The following is a 22,002-nucleotide window of genomic DNA, read 5'->3' as shown; positions in this document are numbered from 1 at the left end:
GGGCTAGCCACGAACTGCCTGAGACCTAAAACCAGTCGAAGACCAACACTGGCCGCCAAGAAACGGGAACGATCAAAACTTGCCGAACCAGAATCGCACCAACACAGCATCACGCTATCCGGCCTACTTTGTTTTCTGGAGATGTCATCTTGGCAAATGCTCGTTTGACTGTTTTCTTGTACTGTTCTTTGTTGGCTGCATCCACACTGAGCCCTTCTAGCTATCTTGTCGCCCAGGAAAAGGGTCCGCTGCCAGTCATGCCTGAACCCGCGCATGTGATGCAGGGGGAAGGCGAATTTTTCATCGATGGAAACTTTGGCGTAGCCATGAAAGGCTACGATGAACCTCGTCTGGTGCGCGCGCAGCAACGCTTTCTCAGTATCCTCTCGAAGGAAACCGGCATTCCGTTCAAGCGCGAAGCAGTCGCCGGCCAGTCGTACTTCATCATTCAAACTGCCGGACCCAGTGCAGCGGTTCAGCAACTCGACGAAGATGAATTTTACCACCTTGCGATTTCAACCACCGATGTTGAGTTGAAGGCACCCAATCCGCTGGGCGTGCTTCGCGGTCTGCAGACCTTTCTACAACTGGTCCGGATCAACGCAAAAGGCTTCAGCGTTCCCGTCGTCACTATCGATGACGCGCCGCGTTTTCCGTGGCGTGGATTACTGATTGACTCTGGACACCGTTTCGTCCCTATCCCGGCAGTTAAGCGCAATCTAGACGCGATGGAGGCAGTAAAGCTGAATGTCTTTCACTGGCGTTTTGCAGACGACCAGGGATTTCATATCGAGAGCAAGAAGTTCCCGCTCCTGCAAGAGAAGGCATCCGGCGGACTCTACTACTCCCAAGACGAAGTCCGCGAAATTGTTGAGTACGCTCGCGACCGCGGCATCAGGGTAGTTCCAGAGTTCGATATGCCTTGCCACACGAAGTCGTGGTTCCAGGGCTACCCTGACCTGTCCGGTGGCAAAGACCCTTCGCAAAGCTCGGCCATGGATCCATCGCGCGAAAGCACCTACAAGTTTCTTGAAGGATTTATCGGAGAGATGTCTGCACTATTTCCCGATTCCTACTTTCACACAGGGGCGACGAATGCGACATGAAAGAGTGGGAAACCAATCCGCCTGTCAAAGAGTATATGCGGGCGCATTCCATTAAGGATGGTGCAGCCCTTCAGGTGCGTTTCACTGCCAGGGTCCAGAAGATCGTTTCCGCCCACAAGAAAATCATGGAGGGATGGGACGAAGTTTTGCAGTCCGACACTCCAAAGGACGTTGTGATTCAATCTTGGCGCGGGCCAAGCTCATTGGCAGACGCCGCACGAAGCGGCAACCGCGGCGTCCTCTCATCTGGCTACTACATCGATCTGAATCAGTCAGCGGCAGAACACTACCTAGTCGATCCACTAGGAGACAACTCTGCCGCGCTTACACCAGAGCAGAAGAACCGCATTCTTGGCGGCGAGGCCACCATGTGGACAGATATAGTCTCCGCCGACAATATGGACAATCGAATCTGGCCGCGCACCGCCGCGATCGCCGAGCGCTTGTGGTCCCCAGAGCATACAAAGGACGTCCACTCGATGTACCAACGTCTTGCAATCGTTTCGCAGAAGCTCGAATATTATGGCCCGCGTCACCGCCTCATCACCGATGAAATGCTGGAGCGCATGAGCGGCGATCCCAATCCCGAAGCGCTCAAGGTGCTTGCGGCTGTCGTGCAGCCTCCCAGGATGTATGAACGTCAGCAACTGCGAAGCGATTTTACTGCGCTCAACCGTCTTGACGATGCCGTGTCCCCCGAGAGCGATACAGCGCGTCAATTTGATGGCATTGCACAGAGGATCAGCTCAGGAAAAGCAACTGCTCAGGATTGGATGCAGGCTCGCGCATGGCTTGAACTATGGAGGGACAACGATGCGAAGCTGCAACCAATGCTGAAGCGCTCATTCCTGACCCAGGAGTTGGCGCCCGTATCGAGTAACCTGCGCCGCGTTGCAGAGATTGGCCTGCAGGTCTTGGATGATCTGCACGAGCACCATTCTGTTAACGCAGATTTGAGGCAGCGAAATCTCGAATTCCTCAGATCCGCCGCAGAACCGCAGGCGGTGCTGCTCCTGATGCCAGCTTCGTCGGTAGAAAGACTCGTGCAGGCTTCCCAAACCCAGTAGCATATTGGGCTTCTTCATTCGATTCGTTGCATTTGCGACGGCGACGGGGTTCCGGGTTCTTCGTATTTAGCCCACAATCTCCGCCGTCGTCTTAGCTGAGAAAGATCATTCCAAAGATGGAATTCGGATGGTACGAAGGTTGATGAGCTAGTGAGCAACCTCTGGACTGTGAGGCGGTAGACTGCTCGCGCTCAATAGCCAGCGGCACCGTCACACGTGGGGTCGTTGAGCAGGTAATTGATCACGATTCGTCTGGCTCAATCATCGCTGACGGGCGCATCCATGCCGGAACCAGCCAAGAGACTGGCTCCGACAAAGCGCGCCCTGACGCCCACGTGGCACCCCGATCGCTCAACGAGATACTTTAGATACTCATACAACCTAAGGTTTGACAAGCAGGTTATCGAATTGAATGTGATCCCATCCAGTCGCCAATGCGAACATTCCATGCGAATGGGCTGAGCTCTCGACCATAGCGAGCGGCTTGCCGTCGAGCGAGGCGGTTATCTGCTTTCCATGGAAGCTCAACTCGAGCCGATGCCATTGGTTGTGGTCGATCGTAGTATGTCCGGACGCCAGCGTTTCCGTAGGCTTCTTATACTGAGTGGAAACCATTTCCCAGGTACCATCAGGCTTCACTTGCAACACATAGGCGCTTGGCAATCGCGCCTTGTCCTCCCAAAACACATCCGCCGCATCAATCCGGCCCATAATAGCTGCCGGCGCCTCCGAAAGGAATCGCACATCGGCAGCAACACTATAGTCTGTCCAACCCACGTCTCCAGTCAGGGTGAATGGGTCAGGGAAGGGACCCCAGGGAATCGGTTTATCCGAGATCACTTGTTCCAGGCAATGACCGGACCGTCCGTTGCAATCACGAACCTCAAACGCACCATCCTGATCGGCAAGATACTTCGGTGTGTGCCCCAGCTTAGTCTTTTCAAAGTTATCTGCATACGGAAGGGGGAACTGCTTTGCAGCGGGTGGCTTCGCGGAACCTTTTCCTTGTCCAATGGTTGTAGTCAAGGAATAAAGCGAATCTGGATCAAAGGTGTAACTGAGCGTACCGTTCACCGGTTTCACATCGGCGACATGTTCAAAGGTTCGAGAGCCGTTCGTCTCCCAGATATGGACTACTTCAGCGTCAAGGCCGCCAGCGAGGCGGAAAGAAACTGTTCGCGGGGATTTGGCATCGATCGTTTCCAGAACTACGCTCCAATCCTTCCTGTTGGGGGAACGGAGCGAGACATAGCTTCCCTTCTCCGGAAGATTGCCTGATGCGGAGTCGAGATACTGCCATCCGGGCTGCGCAAACTGTGTCGTGTGAGCCGTAGCCCAGATTGTGCCCTGAACGTCGTAGTGTCCAGACCACGGAGTATTGGCATACATCAACCCGGAGTTAGGCGCGGCAAGATTGTCGTAATAAGACGTGACCGGGCTCCATATCTCCGTGGCTGTCAGTGAGCCATGTAGGTAGTTGTTGTTGTAGACGTGAGCGAGAATGCGTCCGCCATTTGGCCAGTTGCGACTGACGAACGGTCCACCTCCACCGTTCGGCTGATCTTCGCTTGACCAAAGCGGCTTGTCTGTTTTGCGGGCCGCATCTGGGGTGGGAACTCCGCCGTCCCAAAACGGATAGTGCAGACCGATAATGTCAATCGAGGCAGCCAGGTTTGCGTCTTTCAGGATATCGTTCGCGATCGACCATTGGTCCCCTGGGTTCCCGTCGCAGCAGACGATCCGGGTGGGCAGATGGTCAGCTTTGAAGCGACTGTGTAGTTCCTTGATGTAATTCAAGTCATACGCGGTCTCATTCCATATACCAGCATAGGCGATATCCAGAGAGTAATCGCGCTTTGCAGTGTGGATGAAGTCCGTAACATAATCCACCATTTTGGTGGAATAGAGAGTTTCTTTGCCGCCCGAATTGGAGCCAACCCACTTGGGCGCGCCCCACGGAAGGACTTCAAGGATGATTTGCGGATTCCGCTTGTGCGCCTCAGTCATGAGCCACCATTCGTAGCCTCGTGTTGAGTCATGGTCCGTAGCTGTGCGCATGTGACTTGGCTCGGAACCATCTGTCGAATTCACATCTGCGCCGATTTCAACCTTCAGACGCTGCAGGGCTGCACCATAACCCGGCTTGAATAGGTAATCAAGAATCTGGCTGCGCTGTGGCTCTGGATAGTCGATTAGGAGGCGAGAAGAAGCGCCCGCGCTCACAGCGCCGATGCCGTCAAATACTCTTCCCGTGCTGGTACCATCCAAAACCACGTTTGTCTGCTGGCCGTTTGCGACCACACCGCTGAGGGACAGTGACAATAGGAGCGCAGACATCCGCAGACGCACCCTCCGATTCTCTCTTGCATTTCCATTCAAAATCCGTCTTCCCGTAAGCATCTCGTTTCTCCAGTTAGTTGCTGATTCTCAAGCTCTCCTCGATCTCCTCGAGTGTCTTTCCTTTTGTTTCCGACAATCTCTGATAAAGAAAAAGAGCGCCGGCCAAGCATACCGCGGCATAGGTCCAAAACGCTCCTGCCGCTCCCAACTGCGCATTCACGAGCGGAAAGGTGTAGGTGAGCAAGAAGCATGCGGTCCGCAGCGAAGTAACAGCGATAGACACGGCGCTCGATGCAGGAGACCGTGCCGGGCCCATTCGCTTTGCTCACCAGATTTCCTCCTCAATTCCATCGACCAGCCGCTCGGAACGCTGCTGAATCTGAAGAAGTATTCAACAGTTCATGCTGTCGGCCTCTGCCATCTCTGCTTTGGTCTCCAGTCTCTCCATACGCACGGACTCGAGGGTCGCCTCGTTGTGCACCTCATCGAAGGCCATTAGCAGAGTTGCAGCCAGTGCCAGTAGAATGCCAAGAAGATTCAGGCGGGTTGGCAAGGCATGATACAGAAGGAGGGACAGAATGATAGTTACAACAGGGAAAAGTCCATTCACCGTGGGGACGACAATAATTGCCTTGCCAAAGCGAATGGCATAAACGAAGAGGAGGCATCCCCATGCGTTCAGACTCTGAATTAATGCAGTCAGAGGCGCACCCTTGAGTCCCGAATTGATAGGAACGGAGAAATCTGTCATCCAGAGTGCGAAGGGGCTGAGCATCAACCCGGTCAGTGTCATGTAAAAAAAGAGATCTTCTGAGGAGATTGAATTCGCAGAAGACTTCATGAAATACGCCTGCACTCCCCAGAGCAGAAAGATCAGAATCGAGAGAATCAGCCAAAGATGGCCATGGACAGGACTCGAGTCAGGTTCTTGCAATGCAAGCAGGAAAATTGCCGGCATGGACAATAGGATGCCCAGGGTAGCGATGCCCCGTGCTCGCTCTTGGAGCAGGGTCGCAGACAGAAGAATCGTAACCGCAGGGGAAAGACAGATGATCGGGAAAATAATGTACGCCGGTCCCCTGGTCAAAACCCAAAAGAGGAGCAATTGGCCCGATGCACCGGAGAAGCCAACAGCGCTTCCATAAAGAATCGTACGAGGGGAAATATCCACCTTCCATTTGTTGCGCCAAAGAACAAAGAGCGATACCGGAATCATGGTCATGGACCAGACCACGTATCCAAGTGTGGCGGGGAATGGAGGCGATATCCATTTCTCTGGATACTCGGTAAGAGCACCCCAGACTCCCCAGAGCATAGGAGTTGCAAGAGCGAAAAGAAGCCAGCGTGAAATCTTCACCGTGTACCACCTGCGGCCGATTCCTCCTCAAGCTCACGGAGAGATAGGCCACCTTCATCTGTGACAATGTAAGAACACAGACGGAAGGAATCGCAGTCTCTTCCCGCAAGTCTTGCCAGACGTTCAGCGGCGAGCTGAAGCGGGATGATGTCGATGATGAACTGCCATTCAGAGGGAATGGCCGGGAGCCTCAGAAAAAGATTTGCGGGGGATTCCTCGATGTGTTCGCCAATCAACAGCACCTTTGCTCCCAGAGTTCGCAGATCGCTCGCGAGCTTCAAGTCGTGGTATTGAAGATGATCCTTGTCTAGCCACATTGCGACGCGTAATCCTTCTCTCACCATCTCCTGAGGACCGTGGCGAAAACCGCTCGTCGTGAGCGCAGTGGCAGTGCTCTTGGCGGCTTCCTCCCACAAGAGTCGTGCTTCATTGCAACTGGCTACACTTGCTCCCCGGGCAAGAAAATAATAAGGGGTATCGACAGCAAGCCAGTCACTCGCGTCAAGTTGCTGCACCCAATCGGCAATGGAGTGTTGGGCATTTACGAGAGAGCAGTCCAGCTTCTCGGCAATCTGATCAATCTCTTCGCCGCATGATAGTGCAGCAAGCAGACAACCTGCCAAAGCGATCCCGGAGTACATCGTTACAGATACGTTCCTGTCAAAAGAAGATTGCAGATCAATGACGCGAGCAGATTCGAGCGCCATCGGACTCTGAGGATCATTGGTGATCGATACAATCGATACATTCCGTGTGCGGAGGTTGCGCGCCAGATCGACAACCTCTTTACTCTTGCCACTGCGGGACAAAAGGAGAACACAGGAGTTTTCAGCGAGGTCAGCGTGATAGAGCAATTCAGCAGCGTCGAAGAGGACACCTGGGCGTTTGCGAGCGTGAAAGAAGGAAGCCACAGCCATTCCAGCATGCCAGCTCGCACCCATCCCCGCGATGTATAACGCATTATGCTGGGACAGCACATTAGCAGCCTGCATGTACAAATTTCTGTTCTCGCCGATTGCAGAGGACAGGATATTCCGCAATGCACCTGGCTCTCTCTGAATGTCTTCAAAGAAATGGGTCATTCGCATATCTCTAGGCCAGACTCTCATTCGAGGCGATACCTGAATCGCAGATCTGACCTGCGACTCCGCCGGCATATCGAAGACTGGATACGGCGCATTTATGCGCTAGCGTGAGGCAGTCATCAATCTTCCCTCTTCGGAGCCACGTGCACAGAAACCCTGCGTCGAAATTATCTCCCGCTCCGGTTGGGTCGACAATATGGTTGGGCCGGATCTGTGACTCAGACGCGCGCAATTCCCAGAAGTGCTCGCCCTTCACCTGCCAGCGCCCCGTTCTCGCCTCGTTTTACTACCACGAGCGATCCGTATTGAGCCAATGCGCGTGCAGCGGAAAAAACATCGGTCTGCTTTGAAATCGCCAGCGCCTCCGCTTCGTTTGGAATAAAGACATCCACCAATGGAAGCAATTCCAAGACCCCCTCCCAACGCTCCGCTGGGTCCCAATTGTATCCAAGGAAGTTGAAACTCCGGAGCGGCGGCAGAGTTCCAACCAATTTATCCATGCAGGTCGAAGATGACGCATGAGGAAATATCCTGCAATATGCCAATGTCGGCAAGACATGAGCAGTTCAGGACCCGGGTAGGTAGGAAACCGCTTTCCGAAACCGCCACCATACTGGTAGCATAGGTTTGTCAATAGGCCCCTGCCGCCGCCCGCTACAATCAGCGTGCCTCGCGAAGCCCGGGGGAGACCTCATTCTTCGCTTTTTGGGAAAATGCTTCGGCTGGAACACAACGTGGTTCAGAACAGATGTTTGGAAACAGACTTCTTGGTGCGCGAGTCCATTGCGACCTGAGCGGAAAGACCGGAAGCTGACTTTGCAATGAGATCTCTTGTACGAACTTGTCTGTCAGCTGACCCAAAAGAGCGGATAGGTTAGAAACCGAATTAGTGGCAACCAAAAGTCAGTGATTGGTCTCTAACCGTTTCCAATCCAAAACATGCAGAATATAGGCCCCAGCGCCGTACCCGACCATGGGCAGGGCTCCCGTCGGATCGCCCAGCGCGCCGGGAAACAGGCGGCAAGGCACGGCAACATACATCTCGGGAACGACGTTGTGGTCGGCGGCTGCCTTGTCAACAATGCGTTTGAGTATCGCGGCTGCCTCGGGATCCCTTCCTAGCCGTCGATACACTTCGGCCATGCTGAGATCCACAAACAGGAACTCCTGCCTCTCGTACCAATACTCAAAGATGGCCGGATCTGTGTATGTGCTGCGGACGCGCCGATATCCGCCGGAAGCCACCTTGAGAAGTTCCACCCTCTCCACCGCATCCCGCACGACAGCAGGGTCGGTGACGACGCGGAAATTGATGATCGCCAGCAGGGCACCGTCAATATCGTTCTTCACTCCTTCTTCCAGCGTTCCACGCAGCTTCCCATCCCTGACGAAGGCCGCGCTGAACCCCTTCTCCAGCAGGGCCGCCTGGCGCAAGACTTCGGCTCGAGTCGCCTCGTCACCCGCGCGCTGCGCGACTGCGGCGAATTCTCTCAGTCCCACGATCGCCATCGCTGTCGAAAAAGCGAAATGCTTCTTGTCTTTCTGGCGTTCCTCCCAGATCGATGTATCGGCCGCCACGATCAAGCCTTCGTCGTACTTCTCCAGATTTGCCAGCAACGGTTTCACCACATAATCCTTGGCGCTCTCATACATGCGTCCCCGATATGTTGGCGTGCTGAGCAAGTCGGGCTCTTCGTACTTTCGCAGGTACTCGCCCAGTACCCACAGCACTTCGCCCCAATCGTCAAACTCAATATTGGTGCTGCCTTCCTGTGTAAAGAATGGTTCTTCGGAGCCATCGCCGAAATAACGCACCACCGAGATCTGGTAGTCGGCGCCTCTTGTCTCGTCACGCATCTTTCCTGTTGGTTGCGCGTTGAAGTACGCCAGCAGCGCTGCACGCGCCTCGTCCCTGTGGCCCATGCGCGCGAGCGCAACAGCCGCATAAGCCATGTCGCGCACCCACGGCGTGAACCACACCCCGTCTGGCAAACTGGCAACAATCAGGCCGTTGCTATTCCGTCCGGGACGGTTGGGTTCCCGGCTCTGCGCAATGCGGAGCATGACTTCGCTCTGACGCCAGAGGTGCCGCTCTTCTTCACCGTCGAAATGAATAGCCGGCCTCGCTCGCCAGCGCTCCAGCTCCGCAATCTCGCGTTTGGCCAACGCCTGCGGCGCGAGTCCGGCCTGCCAGGTGTTGAAATCGTTCGCAGCCTGCGCCAGTTCGTCATCACTCTCGACGGAGATCAGAGCCCACGCCAAACTACCGCTCGGAAACTGCTCACCTCGCGCCGGTTTGATCTGCTTTGGTCCCAGCGGAATGAGTAACAAGGACTCTGCGATATCGTCGAACTTCAGCCACTGCATTTCGGCGCCAAACATCCTGACGGTTCTTTGAGACCTGACCGGTCGGCTCCACTCCACGTACAGCCCGCCTTGCTTTGCCCTGTCAGAACCAGGCTCCCAACTGACAATGAGAGCAGCCTCCCTTAAGCCAAAGGGCATGAAGACAAGGCCCCTGCCCTCGCTGCTGCGCGCGTCAATAACATGAGAATCATTCTCGTACTCTGCCGAAGCGCCGCGCGTCACTCCGCCACTCCAGCCAAGGGCCTTGATGAAGTTGGCGGCCTCGACTCCTTCGCTGAGAGGGTTCTTGGGATCCGGTCGAACAAAGCTGTAGGGATGCGCGTAGAACTTGGATACGGTGGCGTTCTCCGGCGACACCACTGCGAAGCCAAAGCCGTTGCCGGTGACCAGATGGGAGGCAGCGGCAGGCAAGCATGTAAAGAGGCCGAAGCAGATTTGAGCAACAAGAAGGCGTGCAAAAGGCATGGACGATCATTATGGATTTCATGCCCGGGGTTGTGCAACTTACTCACAGGCGATGGGATTGGGTTGTTGTGAATCTTTGCTGCTGGATTCGATACTGCGCATCGGATTTCTGCCTTGTCCGGCATATGCATTTTGGAGATCGATCGGCGCGAGAATATCGAAGCCAAAACAGAAACAACTCCGCAGAGTGTTCGACAGAGGCCACACAACATCAAACTCGTGGCAATGAACTTCGACCGCGAAAATCTCGGCGGCGCTCTGTCACCCGCATGGGTGGACCTCCTTTGGCTCCCAGGTGTTCGGCTAATAGGCAAAGACCGGCGTGAACTCAGCCTCCTCAACGTGATCCTGTCGGACGAAGAGTGTTGAGCTTCCACTTCGGACGGATAAAGTGACATGTGTATCCGTTTGGATGACGTTCGAGATAGTCCTGGTGCTCCGGCTCTGCTTGCCAGAACGTGGCGGCAGGAGAAACCTCAGTTACGACCTTCCCTGGCCAGATTCCCGAGGCGTCGATATCGGCGATCGTTTTGTCAGCGATTTGTTTCTGTGCTTCGCTGGTGTAGAAGATAGCTGAGCGATAGCTTGAGCCATAATCGTTTCCCTGACTGTCGGGCGTCGTTGGATCGTGAATCTGGAAGAAAAATTCAAGGATTTCGCGATAGGTCTGCTTATCGGGGTCAAAGATGATTTCGATGGCTTCCGCATGCCCCTCATGGTTTCGGTAAGTGGCGTTGGCCACTTCGCCGCCTGTATAACCGACACGGGTCGAGATAACGCCTGTGAAGCGACGGAATAGATCTTGCATGCCCCAGAAACAGCCGCCCGCGAGAATCGCTTTCTCCGTAGAGTTGCTCATATTACTTCTCACCTTCCTGTGATTCGAACAGCCTGGTGTATTGGCCGTAACCTTCGCTTTCGAACTCATCGAGTGGGATAAACCGAAGAGACGCCGAGTTGATGCAATATCTCAGCCCGCCCATCGCGCGCGGACCATCATCAAAAACATGGCCAAGATGGCTATCGCCATGTGTGGATCGGACCTCGGTCCGCTTCATTCCATGAGTGGTGTCCTGGTTTTCCACCACATACTCTGGGTCGATGGGTTTGGTGAAGCTGGGCCATCCAGAATGACTCTCGAACTTATCCGTGGAGGCAAATAAAGGTTCTCCTGACACAACGTCGACGTAAATACCAGGCTCCTTATTGTCCCAATACTCATTCTCGAATGGCCGTTCAGTGCCATCACGCTGCGTCACCCGATATTCGTCTGGGGACAACTTAGATATGGCGTCTGGATTTTTGCGGTATTCTGGCATATCTCATCTCCTGACTTTCCAATTGTGACGTTCTCGCCCTTCGTCGAGACGACTCTGAAGATCGATGGTCGCATCAAGCAAACTGATTTACTAAACAGATGTAACCTGTCTCCGGAGCCTTGAAAAAGGAATGGGGGCAATCGAGATGATTGCGCCATCCCTCCTTAGCTGCTAATTGCGGCCTGCCATTACGCCGCCATCCACCGGCAAGATGATACCAGTAATCCACGCACTCTCATCGGACGCTAGGAAGAGGATTGCGCCGGCGACATCCCCAGGTTGCCCGATACGCCCCAATGGGTGGAAGGCATTGAAAGTAGGAAGAACTTTCGGCACCTCGTCCTTCGAGAGAAACGTAGAGTAGATTGGGGTCTCAACCACCGCCGGAGCAACCGCGTTGACCCTGATCTTGTCAGCTGCCAATTCGAGGGCCAGATTGTGCACGAGGGCATGAACGCCTGCATTAGCTACTGAATAGGCAGAGGACGGGGTTGCACCGATGGCCTGAAGAGCCCATAGAGAACCGGTCTGAACGATCGCGCCGCCACCGCGCTTCTTCATCGCCTTCGCGGCTGCCTGTGCCATGAAGAATTTGCCCTTCAGAATCGTGTTGAGGAAGCCATCATACTGCTCTTCGGTAACCTCGGAGAACGGTATCGGCTTGAAGATCCCAGCATTGTTTATGAGAACATCCAAGCCTCCAAACTCTTTCTCGGCGAGATCTACGAGAGCAGCTCCGGTTGCAGGCTTTCCGATATCTCCAGCGAGGACGCGGACCGCGCCGGGGTCTTCCGAGACCTCTTTGGCGGCGGCATGAAGTTTTTTCTCATCTCGTCCGCCAAGAACGACCGATGCGCCGTGGGCGACAAGACGCTTAGCGGCCTCTTTCCCGATCCCAGAGCTGCCGCCAGTAACGATTGCTACTTTTCCCTTGAAATGCATGAAATCCTTCCTGTTGTTGTAATTCGTTAGCGGAGTGAAGACCGCTTGCCAGACCCAGGTCCTGCAAGCCGACCGACAATGTGTTCTACACGCGATCGCGCAGAAATTTGGGCAGTGATGTGGCGGCGATCAGAGAATCAGCAGGTTCCATATCGAAGCGCCGAGCAATGTGAAATCTTTGATTTCTGTCCAGATGCTGTATCCCCAACTCAGCAATGAAATCAGTAGTTCGATACCTTTTGCTTCGTATTCTGTGAATTTGTGCCATTCTTCGAGTCTTGGTGCTGTGAAACATCGTTGATGAGTTGTTCATCGTAATTCCTCTTCTTTCTTTTCTTGGCGGCGCTCTTGAGTGGGACCGGGTGTCCCGGTTGGGTGTAAAGGAAGCCTTTGTTTGGCGGCTACAAAACAAACTCCAGTACATGTGCGATTGTGCGCTTAAAAGCAATCCCTCCATCCTCAAAAGCCACAGTAACGACGCTGTAGTCTTCTCTAGGTTCTCCTCACGAAGCCAAGCGCCCGAGAAGGGTTAGTATGCTTTCATCCCTATATCTCCCTGTGAGATGCTTCAATTTGTGACCTGTTCACTTGATGCGGGACGCTTCATTGTTTTCATCGAGCTGTACCGTGTCCTTCTACCGCTTATAGATCGTTTGGGTTATTAGGGTGCCCACATCAGCTGAAGAGAAGGCAGCCCTCGATCTCGTTCTTACAAGCGACAGGCGCTTCGCAAGCGGAGGTCGCCTATGAATGGTTCAACGTCACCGGCGCGAGCCCAAGCGAAATTATTATTGGCATTCAATGCCGGCCCGGCAATGATTCCGCCAAGACGGTGCGGGCGTACTCACTCGGATCGATCAGTTCCTCAAAAACTCTGAGTCAATCTCAACCTCTGAGACATGGTCGAAATAATTGCTGATCGTCTTGAGTCCGACGCCCACGAGAACTTCAAGCAGCTGGTCTTTGCAGTATCCTGCCGCGACAAATGCGTCAATCGTCGTCCTCGGAGCGAATCCACGCTGCGAGACCAACTGTCTTGTGAGGTCGACCAAAGCATTTAGTTTGGGATCGGACAGTGGTCTGTCATTCTCGATCGCGACGATCGCATCGCCTGGTACGTTAGTAAAGAACCTTGCGAGCGCGCTGTGCGAGGTTGTGCAGTACCTGCAAGCATTTTCCTTGCTAGCGGCCAAGAGAACAATTTGCTGTTCTCCGGGAGTGAGGGTGCCGTGCTGGAAATCGAGAACAGCATTGAGGTATACCCTTAGTGCTGAAGGCGAGTGAGCCATGGTTGCGATTAGGTTGGGCACGAATCCGAAGTATCGACGAGCCTGTTCTAGCAAAGTCCTCGATGCCAGAGGAGCGTCATGCATCAAAAGCGGAGTGAAAAGGGGGGCTTCTGTTGTGTTCATACGAGTGGTTCCTTCAAATCGTTCTATAGTGGGTGCGAATCCATTGGTTGCTGTCTTGCTCTGTTATGATTCGTCCGCTCACGTCTTTCATTGCGAGCCCGTCTCCGGTGAATCCATAAGGGAATAAACGATCACTCAGAGGTCGCTAGCTACACTCCGGGCCATGGTCTGACCGCCGCTCAACGATTCGTTGTTCGCGATCAAGGCTTGAGCAGCAACGCGTAACGTTCCTTCAGCTCGGGATGACGCGCTAGATGTTCCTTCGCAAACGGGCACACGATGCGGAGACGAGACGAATCACGCGAGGCCAATTGGACAGCCTCTTCTACGAGCTTTCCTCCAATGCCCATGTGTTGCAGCGATGGTGGGACCTCGGTGTGCCAGATCGTCATCTGTTTTTTGTCGTCGATGGAGTAGCTTAGAAAGGCGACGGAGTCTCCCACGCGTTCTTCGAGTCGGTGTATTCTCACCTTATTCCGAGTCTTGGTTTTGATTAAGGCTTCCACTTCGTCGATCGTCATCACATAGTCCTCTTTTCTTCGAACGTACGTACTTCTCTTGCGAGAAGCGTCCTGGGAATGGGTCGAAAAGTCTGTTTTCTGGCCCCATAGGGGCGCTCGGTCGAGCGGGCGCCGCCTGGCGATTCCGGCAGACGGCTCCCGATTTGATTACGAGTTCGTGAAAATACCACTCCTTCGACGAGCTGTTAAGCCAACTTAAAATCATCGAGGACAGATGGATAGCTGAACGTGACTAGGACGGTGCATCCTGTCTTCGTCGTATGGGGACCGTGAATGGTATTTGGCTTGATATTGAATACCGTGCCCTTCGGATACGAGATGCCTTCGCTTATGAAGTCACCGTCAAGGACGTACGACATTTCGGTTGTTCGCTCGTGTAGGTGTCTTGGAACTTCGCTCCCTGGCTCCATTGTCAGTAGGGCCACTGCTGGACCCAAGGACTGATCACTATTTAAGACTTTGAGGGTGGCATTCCCTTTGGTCTTTGGAAATGGTGCCGGTATAGCCTCGATCTTCGAGACTTCGACAGTTTGTGTAACACTCATAACATTCTCCTTTTTTTGTCCCCCGTACTCCCAAAAGGTCGAGAGCGCGGAATACTTGTAGGCTAATCATCAAATCGGACAAATTGGCTGACCTTCAGAACAGCCGGAGGCCTGCATTTTTCTATAGGAGCGTTGTTCCGCTATCTATTCGAGTTCCAAGAGGCCACGTCGAAAGCCGATGGTCACGGCGTGGGTCCGGTCATTTGCCTGGAGCTTTTCGACGATGTTCCTGATGTGGAAATTGACCGTCGTTTCGGAAATTCCTAAGCATGGGCCGATCTGTTTGTTCCGATAGCCATCTCGGATCAGCCTCAGGACTGAGATCTCCCGTGGAGAAAGCTCTTCCTGTCCTAGATGTTCTGCGATCGTGCGCGCTACCTCGGAAGGGATGTGTCTACGGCCCTCAGAGACCCAACGGATCACGCGCAACATCTCTGCTTTTGGGGTGTTCTTCAAAACATAGGCGGTAGCCCCCGCATTGAGCGCACGGCGTACCTCCATATCTCGTTTCGAAGTACTCACCATCATCACGATCGCTCGAGGGCTTTCCTTCCGAATGGCAATCAGCGCATCGGTACCGCTAGCGCCTGGAAGTCTCTGACCCATAATCGTCACGTCTGGGCGGATGCGACGAAACTGAGAAAGAGCATCCTCCGCGTTCTCCGCCTGACCGACAAGGAACAAATCAGGCTCCGACTGGATGACCATACTCAACCCTTCGCGAAAAATCGGGTTGTCATCGACCAACAATATCTTTACGGGTTTCGGTGGCGGCATATCGCACCTCCAATCAAACTAAGCTATATATTTCTCAATCGAATGACGGTAAAGGACTCTACCGCACACTGAACCATCTTCGCGACGGCATCTGGTCACATCATGTACAGCAAACGGCTCTCCCGGAGATCGAGCTCTCGCTCCTTGAATTCGCTGTTCTATTACGCGGAGCGTTCACGCTATCGAAGTTAGTGTTACTCCCGCTCAGTTTCGTGATCGATTCAGAAGCTTGTCCAACGTGAATCGGTCAGGCTCCCAGAACGCGAGTAAGAATGCTGCAGCGGCCGCCGAGAAGACCGAATAGTCGAATGGCGCCTTGATGCCGAGACCTGTGACCATGCCCATAGCAAATAACAAAAGGAGAAGACCGGAAAGGACGGAGGTCATTCGTATTTTGAAGCCTGCCATGAGCAATATCCCAAAGAATGTCTCCGCGACGGTAGCTGCCCATGCAAACGACACCGTCAATGAACTGGGGAAGAGAGACGTCACTGCGCCCGTGTACTCCACGAAATGAGCGAAATCTCCCCAGGATACGTTCTTTGCCCCGTAGGGTCCCCATAAGCCAAAACGATCAGCCACAGCGGACAGAAAGGAAGCTCCCAATGCCAACCGTGCGAACAAACGCGCAATCTCTGTCCAAGTCTCGGTGGACTGCAAAGTTTTTGAATTCATACGTACCTCCACGTAAGCAATGTTGCTTCAGGCACGATGTTTTTACTGGCGAACTGCGATCCACGACGCCGAAGCTAGGGAGCGGGAGTGAGAATCGGTGCTCCTTCATTCTTGATGAAAAATACGACGAACTTCGCTGGTTTGGTCTTGCTCACATTACGGCTCACGGTGTGAACGTCTTCTGGCGATTCGTAAAAGACCTGTCCCGGGCCGAGCCGCTGAAGCGTGCCTCCGCGAACTTGCATCTCAACTTCCCCTTCGAGAACGTATACGACCGCATGTGCATCATGCCGGTGGATCGCGTCGACGGCTCCTGGGGCGTAATTGACAGTAATGACTTCAATCTCTTTACCCGGTGCTTCCGGAAGCTGTTTCGTAAAGAGCGTATTCACTTGCTGGGCATGCGTTGCCGTGGCAAATCCGAAGGTAAAGATAAATATAGAGATGATGAGCTTCTTCATGTTATGCATCGGTTCTGTCCTTTCGGTGATGTGCTGGGATAACCGGCTTAACCGATCTTGCGTGGCTGATACTCACCTGGGATCTTGCGGAAACCTATCGCTAGTCGATTCCAACCGTTGATCGTGATGATCGCCAATGATAGGTTGACCAGATCTTCTTCGCCAAACTCCTTCCGGACTTCGGCATAGACTTCATCCGGTGCGCGGCCTTCCGTGATAAGGGTTAGCGCTTCGGTCCATGCGAGAGCGGCGCGTTCGCGGTTGGTAAAGAAGCTCGTTCCTCGCCATGCAGACAAGGCGTAGAGACGCTGCTCCGTCTCACCATTCACACGCGCGTCCTTGGAATGCATATCAATGGAGAAAGCACACCCATTGATCTGGGAGGCTCTCATCTCGACCAGTTGCAGGAGAGATCCCTCAAGCTTCGATGACTTCCTGACGAAGTTCTCCAATCCGAGCATCGCATGGTAGGCAGCGGGTGAAGCCTTCGCCGGATCCAATCTCATCTTCACGACGTATTCTCCTTCCACAGTTAGGCTATATTGAAATGGCATAGCCGGATGGTCCATAATCGTCAGGAAGACTAGTCCATGCTAGGTGCCTAAAACAGTGCCGAAGATAGAGACATTTCAAGACCTGGTCTTAGAACCAAGGAAGGGCGGCCAGGAGATGTGGCGCTGGCTCTATACTGAGCTGCGCTCCGCAATTATTGATGGCCGATTGAAATCTGGAGCACGATTGCCGTCCACGAGAAACCTGGCAGCACAATACGGCCTTGCCCGGGGTACAGTCGTGGCAGCATTCCAGCAACTTCAGGCTGAGGGATTCGTTTCGTCCGAAGTGAGTGCTGGAACATTTGTCGTACCGGCGCCAGGGTGGGAGATGACCTCTCCGACTAAACAAAGATCTTCCCGGCAGGTAATCTCCAGAGCGACTATAGCAAAGCGTACGCAGAGTCTTCTTAAGACCACATTTTTCGTGCCAGCTTCGCATTCCATCGGTAAGGCGTTTCGGGGCTACGAGCCGGCTATCGACCTGTTTCCAGTCGAACTGTGGGCGCGGATTGCGGCGCGCGTTTATCGCAACGCACCGCGTTCTTTGTATGGGCAAGGTGATGCAGGTGGTTATCCACCGCTGCGAAGAGCCATCGCGGAATATGTGGGCCAATCCCGCGGAGTACGTTGTTCTGCTGAACAGATCATCGTGACATCGGGCGCGCAGCAGGCGTTGGACCTCTTGGCGCGAGTGCTTCTCGATCCCGGCGACGAGGTGTGGATGGAAGATCCCGGGTACCCTGGAGCTTCTCAAGCCTTTCAGAGCGCTGGCGCGAGTGTGATTCCCATTCCAGTTGATAGGGACGGTATAGATGTTGCAAGAGCGATAAAGTCATCTCCCGCCGCCCGTGTGGTGTATGTAACACCAGCCAATCAGTTTCCCCTTGGAACTGTCATGTCAGCGGAGAGACGAGTCGAACTTCTCTACTGGGCCGCGCGTGCGGGGGCATGGATTATCGAAGATGAATACGACGCGGAATATCGCTATTCCGGGAAGCCGATTGCGTCACTGCACAGCCTCGATAGATCTGGATCGGTCATTTATGTTGGAACATTTACGAAGATGCTCTTCAACGCTCTTCGCATTGGGTTCATCGTTGTTCCGGAACGGTTAGTCGAAGCATTTAGAATCACACGAAGCTTCATCGATCGCCATGCTCCGACGCTAGATCAGGCCGTGCTGACGGAATTCATCAACGAAGGTCACTTTGGCCACCACGTTAGAAAGATGAGGCAGGTCTACTCGGAGCGTTCGCAGCTACTTACAGAAGAGGCGAATCGGCGTCTTTCCGGTTTGCTCGATGTGGAGAACGCACAATCTGGGATGCGTACCGTGGCCTGGATCAAAACAGGTGTCACCGAAATGGAGTTGACACGACGGGCAGAACAGCTGGGATTGGAAGTAGCTCCAATCTCCTCATATGTCATCAAGTACGAGCAGAAGCCCGCGTTGTCGCTGGGCTTCGCAGGGTGTAATGCGAGTGAGATAAAGAGGGGCGTGTCGGTTTTGGAAGCTGTGCTCTCTCGATGAGTCCGTACTAACGGACGCTCCAAATGTATTGCCCTTTCATCTTCTCCAAGTATTGTGCGAAGCGCTAATTCAGCAAAACTCTGCATGAGGCAGCCGGCAGATCAACAGGTTCACTTCGTGACAGATGCGGACGTGTATTGCATGAATATAATGACCTTCACGCGGACAAGGGCTTCTCCGTTCTGCAGTTAGGGTAACTCAATCTGACGTACAGCAAGGTTCTCAGGCGTTATCACGTCATCTTCGAGACCCATTGCTTTGTATGGAAACCCATGCGTTTCTCCTTCATAAGGGCTATCGCCTTCAACCGTCAGGCGATCGGTTCGAAAGAGCTCGATACGTACGTCGAGGCCTACTCACAACCAGGTGCGATGCGGGCGAGTTTCGGATGGTTCCGTGCGTTCGGCGCTTATTCGAGCGAACTGGAGCGGATTTCTTGCGTGGTTGACATGGATGGGCGTCCACATATTTTTTCTCATTGGCTTCCGAAATCGCATTCCGGTTTTCGCCTCCTTGGCGCGCACCTACATTCGCTTGCGGGACGGGGTGAGACTGATCGTTGGTTCTCGTGAGCTTCCCGGTTGGGAGTCACTCAGCAGAGAGACAATGCCCGCACCTGAGCCTGAAGTCTGTCCCGCTCCAACGCAAAGCGATATCGAACCTACAGAACCGCTTGGCGGGCGATCGAGCTCGGCCGCGAGAATGCCGTGAACTAACTAAGCTAATAAGCCGCCGGCCATTCCGGCGGCTTTCTTCTATGCCTAGTCCACCTAATCGCATGTAGTTCATTTCGGTTCGGGCCCCTTCTCGCCTTGCAAGAACACGGTAAGTGCGCGGAGTTGCTCGTCCGTGAGCTGTTTGAAGGAAAGCATTACCGAGCCGGGGGTATAGGCGCTCGGGTCCTTAAAGTGGCCGACAAGCCATTCGTCGCTGCGCCCGCGCGTGCCCTCTACCGTCAAGTCGGGCCCAACCGTTCCGCCTTCTCCGTCGAGTTGATGACATCCCACGCATCCTTCCTGGCGATAGAGCTTGCGGCCATACGCGACCAGTTGGGCTTGCGACTTTGCGGCTACCGCTTCCTTTTGCTGCGCCGCCTGAATGAGCGCCAGCTTGGGTAGGGCGTGAATGAAGTTAACCATCTTCCAGCTGTCCTGCTCCGACACAATCGTCTTCCACGCGGGCATGCCCGTGAGCCGGACCCCGTTCTGGATGATCCAGAAAAGCTCGGCGTCGCTCCATCGCTGCACGTGGGGTGAATTCAAATCCATGGCCGGCGGATACATTGCGAGGCCGAGCTTCGTCTCCGCGCGTCCGTCGGAAGCGTGACACAGGGCGCATTGTTGCAGATAGGTTTGTTGCCCCGCCTGAATATTCTCATCGGTTGCCGAGGCAGGGTTCTTCACGTTCTGTGCCTCAAGCGGGATGACCACGTCCTTGGCCATGTTGGCCAGAGTGGTCTCGAGCTTCGAGGGCTTCTTGCTCGCGGGACAACCCGATGTGAGAAGAACCAGCGCGCCACCTACGACACCCAGCACAGGACTTGCCATCCATTTCCGCATCCGTTTTGCCTTCCACTTACTTCGAACTCAGAACAGGGTATCGACCAACGAAAATCCGTTGAAGGAAGTTTGACCTTTTGGCGCAACCTGCGGGTAACCGGCCATGGTGGCGACTATGACTACGGCAATTACTGTCCGAATGAGCATCTTATGTTCCTCCTTTTACTAGCCCTACATATTGCTCCGTACAGTTGCACCGCAGAGGAGGCATTTGGATCGTGGAATATCACCGCATGACATCTCCTATACGGGATTTGCGTTGGCGGATAAGGGGTCACTATCTTATGCCGATGCGATGCCGAATGCAACCAGAACGCCCATTTGCTCGTTCAGGTGGGAATAAATCTTGAGCAGAATTGTTTAGCCAAACAGCAAGAATGCCCATCGTCTTCCCCGCAGTTTCGGGCACAGACTAACTCTCCAAAGAACATCGACTGCCCTAACGCTTGAGCCACTCCAGCGGACGAGGCTCGAAGCCGAAGATCTTCTTTGCTTTCGCATTCGAGGCGCCGCTCAGGTTGTTGTGGTAAAAGGCTGCATCCGGACCGGCTGCAGCGACTCCCGCCTCCTCGCTAATCTGCGGTGGCGGTGGCGCACCTACAGAGGCTGCGAACGCTGGCAGCCAGGTCGAGACCGCGACCGGATCATCATCGACAATGTCGTACACACCTGGTTCCACTGTCAGTGTTGAGACAGTGGCTTTCGCCGCATCATCCACATGCACGAAGGAATTGACAGCTGATCCTTTGCCGACAATGGGCAGATGTTGCTGCCTCGCCATCTCCGCTGCACTACCGTCCTCGGTGTACCAGGTGCCCGGACCATAGAAGAAGCCGAAACGAAGAGCGATACCGTCGATCTTCGGATCGCTGAATACCCGCTCCTCAACCTGACGGTACATGTCCGAACCGCTTGCGATGTTCGGCGTCGCTTGTAGTTCGAAAGGATCGTCTTCCGTCCCGAGGTATTCTCCACTTTTCGGCTTGATCCAGAATCCGCAGGACTGCTGAAGATATCGGCTCACGCCGCTCGCAACGGACGCCGCAAACAGATGACCACCACCTTCAAGACGAAGCTTGCGGTCGCCGGGAAAAGCCTTAGGCATGTCGGCCAAATTCTTCGGCAGGAACGTCAGCATATCGATCACTGCCTCAGGAGCGACCTGTTGAAGCGCGTCCTTGATCTGCTTGTAATCGAAGGCGTCGATCGACATTACCTTAGCGCCAAGTGTTTGCAGCTGTTGTATGCCACGCTCCGAACGAGTCATTGCGGCCACCTCGTGGCCTTGCTTGCTCAACTCTTTGACAATCGGAATACCGACTGCTCCGCTTGCGCCTGCGATAAAAACCTTCATGCTTGCTCCTGATGGGATGATTCGAGATGGTGGTGAATCGCTTCAGTGGGATGAACTATGCGGTTCGAGATAGACGGTGGGCGGGACTCCCTTATCCTTAACGAAGAACACGAGTAGTCGTGTTGGCACAGTGTTGCTTGGATTCCTGCTGTCGAGGTGGATATCGGCAGGAGCCTCAAAAAACGTCTCGCCTGCGTGCAGTGTCTTTGCAGACTGTCCCTGAACCTGTGTCACGATCGGCCCGGAAAGGACATAGACGAACACATCGGAATTGTGACGATGCTTCGGAACGCTCTCACCGGGAGCGATCTCGACTGTGACCATCAGGCCTTCTTTGCCCGATATATCGGTCAAATCCTTCTGTTGAAGTGAGACTACCTTTTCACCGTGAGCAGTCTGGCCCAACAGACATAGGGCGAGGATGACGAGTAATTTTTTCACACATTGCCTTTCTAGAAAGCGGGACGAGGTGTTCTCAAACCAACGAAACTGCTCTATGGCACCGTCGTGTCGTGCTAACTTTAGGCACGAGTTGGTTTTTTCTTTGAGCGACTGCTCGTTCGCA

The 22,002-nt window shown here is 54.0% G+C and carries 23 protein-coding genes and 1 pseudogene; 4 read left to right on the top strand and 20 right to left on the bottom strand.

Annotation, left to right across the window (positions count from 1 at the left end):
- Positions 1 to 257: 257 nt before the first annotated feature.
- A pseudogene (locus OHL16_RS20455) lies at positions 258 to 2,173 on the top strand (family 20 glycosylhydrolase).
- Between the two features lie 381 nt (positions 2,174 to 2,554).
- Here OHL16_RS20455 and OHL16_RS19445 read toward each other — a convergent pair.
- The 7 genes from OHL16_RS19445 to OHL16_RS19425 all read right to left on the bottom strand — a co-directional run bounded on the left by OHL16_RS19445 (position 2,555) and on the right by OHL16_RS19425 (position 9,733).
- Positions 2,555 to 4,510, bottom strand: a complete 1,956-nt coding sequence (locus tag OHL16_RS19445) for a glycoside hydrolase family 30 protein (RefSeq protein WP_263368869.1) — start codon at positions 4,508 to 4,510, stop codon at positions 2,555 to 2,557.
- A gap of 76 nt (positions 4,511 to 4,586) precedes the next feature.
- Positions 4,587 to 4,829 (bottom strand): MFS transporter, encoded by a 243-nt coding sequence (locus OHL16_RS20450; protein WP_396127233.1) that lies wholly within the window; start codon positions 4,827 to 4,829, stop codon positions 4,587 to 4,589.
- Positions 4,830 to 4,904: 75 nt separating this feature from the next.
- Positions 4,905 to 5,870, bottom strand: a complete 966-nt coding sequence (locus OHL16_RS19440) for a DMT family transporter (RefSeq protein ID WP_263368868.1) — start codon at positions 5,868 to 5,870, stop codon at positions 4,905 to 4,907.
- Positions 5,867 to 6,952: an SIS domain-containing protein gene (locus tag OHL16_RS19435; protein WP_263368867.1), complete on the bottom strand. Its 1,086-nt coding sequence runs from the start codon at positions 6,950 to 6,952 to the stop codon at positions 5,867 to 5,869. The genes OHL16_RS19440 and OHL16_RS19435 overlap by 4 nt, the downstream gene beginning before the upstream one ends.
- Before the next feature lie 10 nt (positions 6,953 to 6,962).
- Positions 6,963 to 7,211, bottom strand: a complete 249-nt coding sequence (locus tag OHL16_RS20445) for a PfkB family carbohydrate kinase (protein WP_396127232.1) — start codon at positions 7,209 to 7,211, stop codon at positions 6,963 to 6,965.
- Positions 7,174 to 7,455, bottom strand: coding sequence for a carbohydrate kinase family protein (locus OHL16_RS19430; RefSeq protein ID WP_263368866.1), 282 nt, complete (start codon positions 7,453 to 7,455; stop codon positions 7,174 to 7,176). The genes OHL16_RS20445 and OHL16_RS19430 overlap by 38 nt, the downstream gene beginning before the upstream one ends.
- A gap of 403 nt (positions 7,456 to 7,858) precedes the next feature.
- The gene (locus OHL16_RS19425; RefSeq protein WP_263368865.1) at positions 7,859 to 9,733 is read right to left on the bottom strand and encodes a glycoside hydrolase family 15 protein; all 1,875 of its coding nucleotides are present in this window, start codon (positions 9,731 to 9,733) and stop codon (positions 7,859 to 7,861) included.
- A gap of 126 nt (positions 9,734 to 9,859) precedes the next feature.
- On the opposite strand from OHL16_RS19425, the gene OHL16_RS20440 reads away from it, so the two are divergent.
- A complete protein-coding gene (locus OHL16_RS20440) occupies positions 9,860 to 10,156 on the top strand; it encodes a class I SAM-dependent methyltransferase (protein ID WP_396127234.1) in 297 nt (98 codons plus the stop codon).
- Here OHL16_RS20440 and msrA read toward each other — a convergent pair.
- The 10 genes from msrA to OHL16_RS19375 form a co-directional block, all read right to left on the bottom strand.
- Entirely contained in the window at positions 10,125 to 10,646 is a 522-nt protein-coding gene (msrA, locus tag OHL16_RS19420) for a peptide-methionine (S)-S-oxide reductase MsrA (protein ID WP_263368864.1), read from the bottom strand. The two genes, OHL16_RS20440 and msrA, sit on opposite strands and share 32 nt — an antisense overlap.
- 1 nt (position 10,647) lies before the next feature.
- The gene (gene msrB / locus OHL16_RS19415) at positions 10,648 to 11,106 is read right to left on the bottom strand and encodes a peptide-methionine (R)-S-oxide reductase MsrB (protein WP_263368863.1); all 459 of its coding nucleotides are present in this window, start codon (positions 11,104 to 11,106) and stop codon (positions 10,648 to 10,650) included.
- Between the two features lie 171 nt (positions 11,107 to 11,277).
- A complete protein-coding gene (locus OHL16_RS19410) occupies positions 11,278 to 12,048 on the bottom strand; it encodes an SDR family NAD(P)-dependent oxidoreductase (RefSeq protein WP_263368862.1) in 771 nt (256 codons plus the stop codon).
- 857 nt (positions 12,049 to 12,905) lie between these two features.
- A complete protein-coding gene (locus OHL16_RS19405; protein WP_263368861.1) occupies positions 12,906 to 13,460 on the bottom strand; it encodes a carboxymuconolactone decarboxylase family protein in 555 nt (184 codons plus the stop codon).
- 200 nt (positions 13,461 to 13,660) lie between these two features.
- Positions 13,661 to 13,930, bottom strand: a complete 270-nt coding sequence (locus OHL16_RS19400) for a GNAT family N-acetyltransferase (protein ID WP_263368860.1) — start codon at positions 13,928 to 13,930, stop codon at positions 13,661 to 13,663.
- A 236-nt stretch (positions 13,931 to 14,166) separates the two neighbouring features.
- Positions 14,167 to 14,526 carry a cupin domain-containing protein gene (locus OHL16_RS19395; protein WP_263368859.1) on the bottom strand — a complete coding sequence of 120 codons (360 nt, stop codon included), beginning with the start codon at positions 14,524 to 14,526 and terminating at the stop codon, positions 14,167 to 14,169.
- Between the two features lie 144 nt (positions 14,527 to 14,670).
- A complete protein-coding gene (locus OHL16_RS19390; protein ID WP_263368858.1) occupies positions 14,671 to 15,303 on the bottom strand; it encodes a response regulator in 633 nt (210 codons plus the stop codon).
- A gap of 204 nt (positions 15,304 to 15,507) precedes the next feature.
- Positions 15,508 to 15,978, bottom strand: a complete 471-nt coding sequence (locus tag OHL16_RS19385; RefSeq protein WP_263368857.1) for a DoxX protein — start codon at positions 15,976 to 15,978, stop codon at positions 15,508 to 15,510.
- A 74-nt stretch (positions 15,979 to 16,052) separates the two neighbouring features.
- A complete protein-coding gene (locus tag OHL16_RS19380; RefSeq protein WP_263368856.1) occupies positions 16,053 to 16,439 on the bottom strand; it encodes a cupin domain-containing protein in 387 nt (128 codons plus the stop codon).
- A 47-nt stretch (positions 16,440 to 16,486) separates the two neighbouring features.
- Positions 16,487 to 16,945, bottom strand: a complete 459-nt coding sequence (locus tag OHL16_RS19375) for a carboxymuconolactone decarboxylase family protein (protein ID WP_263368896.1) — start codon at positions 16,943 to 16,945, stop codon at positions 16,487 to 16,489.
- A gap of 91 nt (positions 16,946 to 17,036) precedes the next feature.
- Between OHL16_RS19375 and pdxR the strand changes: the two genes are divergently transcribed.
- Together pdxR and OHL16_RS19365 are read left to right on the top strand one after the other, a co-directional pair.
- The gene (gene pdxR / locus OHL16_RS19370) at positions 17,037 to 18,524 is read left to right on the top strand and encodes a MocR-like pyridoxine biosynthesis transcription factor PdxR (protein WP_263368855.1); all 1,488 of its coding nucleotides are present in this window, start codon (positions 17,037 to 17,039) and stop codon (positions 18,522 to 18,524) included.
- A gap of 272 nt (positions 18,525 to 18,796) precedes the next feature.
- Complete coding sequence (locus tag OHL16_RS19365) at positions 18,797 to 19,096, top strand: hypothetical protein (RefSeq protein WP_263368854.1); 300 nt, start codon at positions 18,797 to 18,799, stop codon at positions 19,094 to 19,096.
- A 213-nt stretch (positions 19,097 to 19,309) separates the two neighbouring features.
- Here the strand turns inward: OHL16_RS19365 and OHL16_RS19360 are convergent, their stop codons facing one another.
- From OHL16_RS19360 to OHL16_RS19350, 3 genes are all read right to left on the bottom strand, one after another.
- Positions 19,310 to 20,071, bottom strand: a complete 762-nt coding sequence (locus OHL16_RS19360) for a c-type cytochrome (RefSeq protein ID WP_263368853.1) — start codon at positions 20,069 to 20,071, stop codon at positions 19,310 to 19,312.
- Between the two features lie 451 nt (positions 20,072 to 20,522).
- Positions 20,523 to 21,437 carry an NAD-dependent epimerase/dehydratase family protein gene (locus OHL16_RS19355; RefSeq protein ID WP_263368852.1) on the bottom strand — a complete coding sequence of 305 codons (915 nt, stop codon included), beginning with the start codon at positions 21,435 to 21,437 and terminating at the stop codon, positions 20,523 to 20,525.
- Positions 21,438 to 21,479: 42 nt separating this feature from the next.
- The gene (locus OHL16_RS19350) at positions 21,480 to 21,878 is read right to left on the bottom strand and encodes a cupin domain-containing protein (RefSeq protein WP_263368851.1); all 399 of its coding nucleotides are present in this window, start codon (positions 21,876 to 21,878) and stop codon (positions 21,480 to 21,482) included.
- Between the last annotated feature and the right edge of the window lie 124 nt (positions 21,879 to 22,002).

Origin of the sequence: Edaphobacter bradus (assembly GCF_025685645.1) — a bacterium.
GTDB classification, from domain to species: Bacteria; Acidobacteriota; Terriglobia; order Terriglobales; family Acidobacteriaceae; genus Edaphobacter; species Edaphobacter bradus.
Note: the sequence above shows the minus strand (reverse complement) of the source record. Positions and strands in the feature narration are given on the sequence as shown.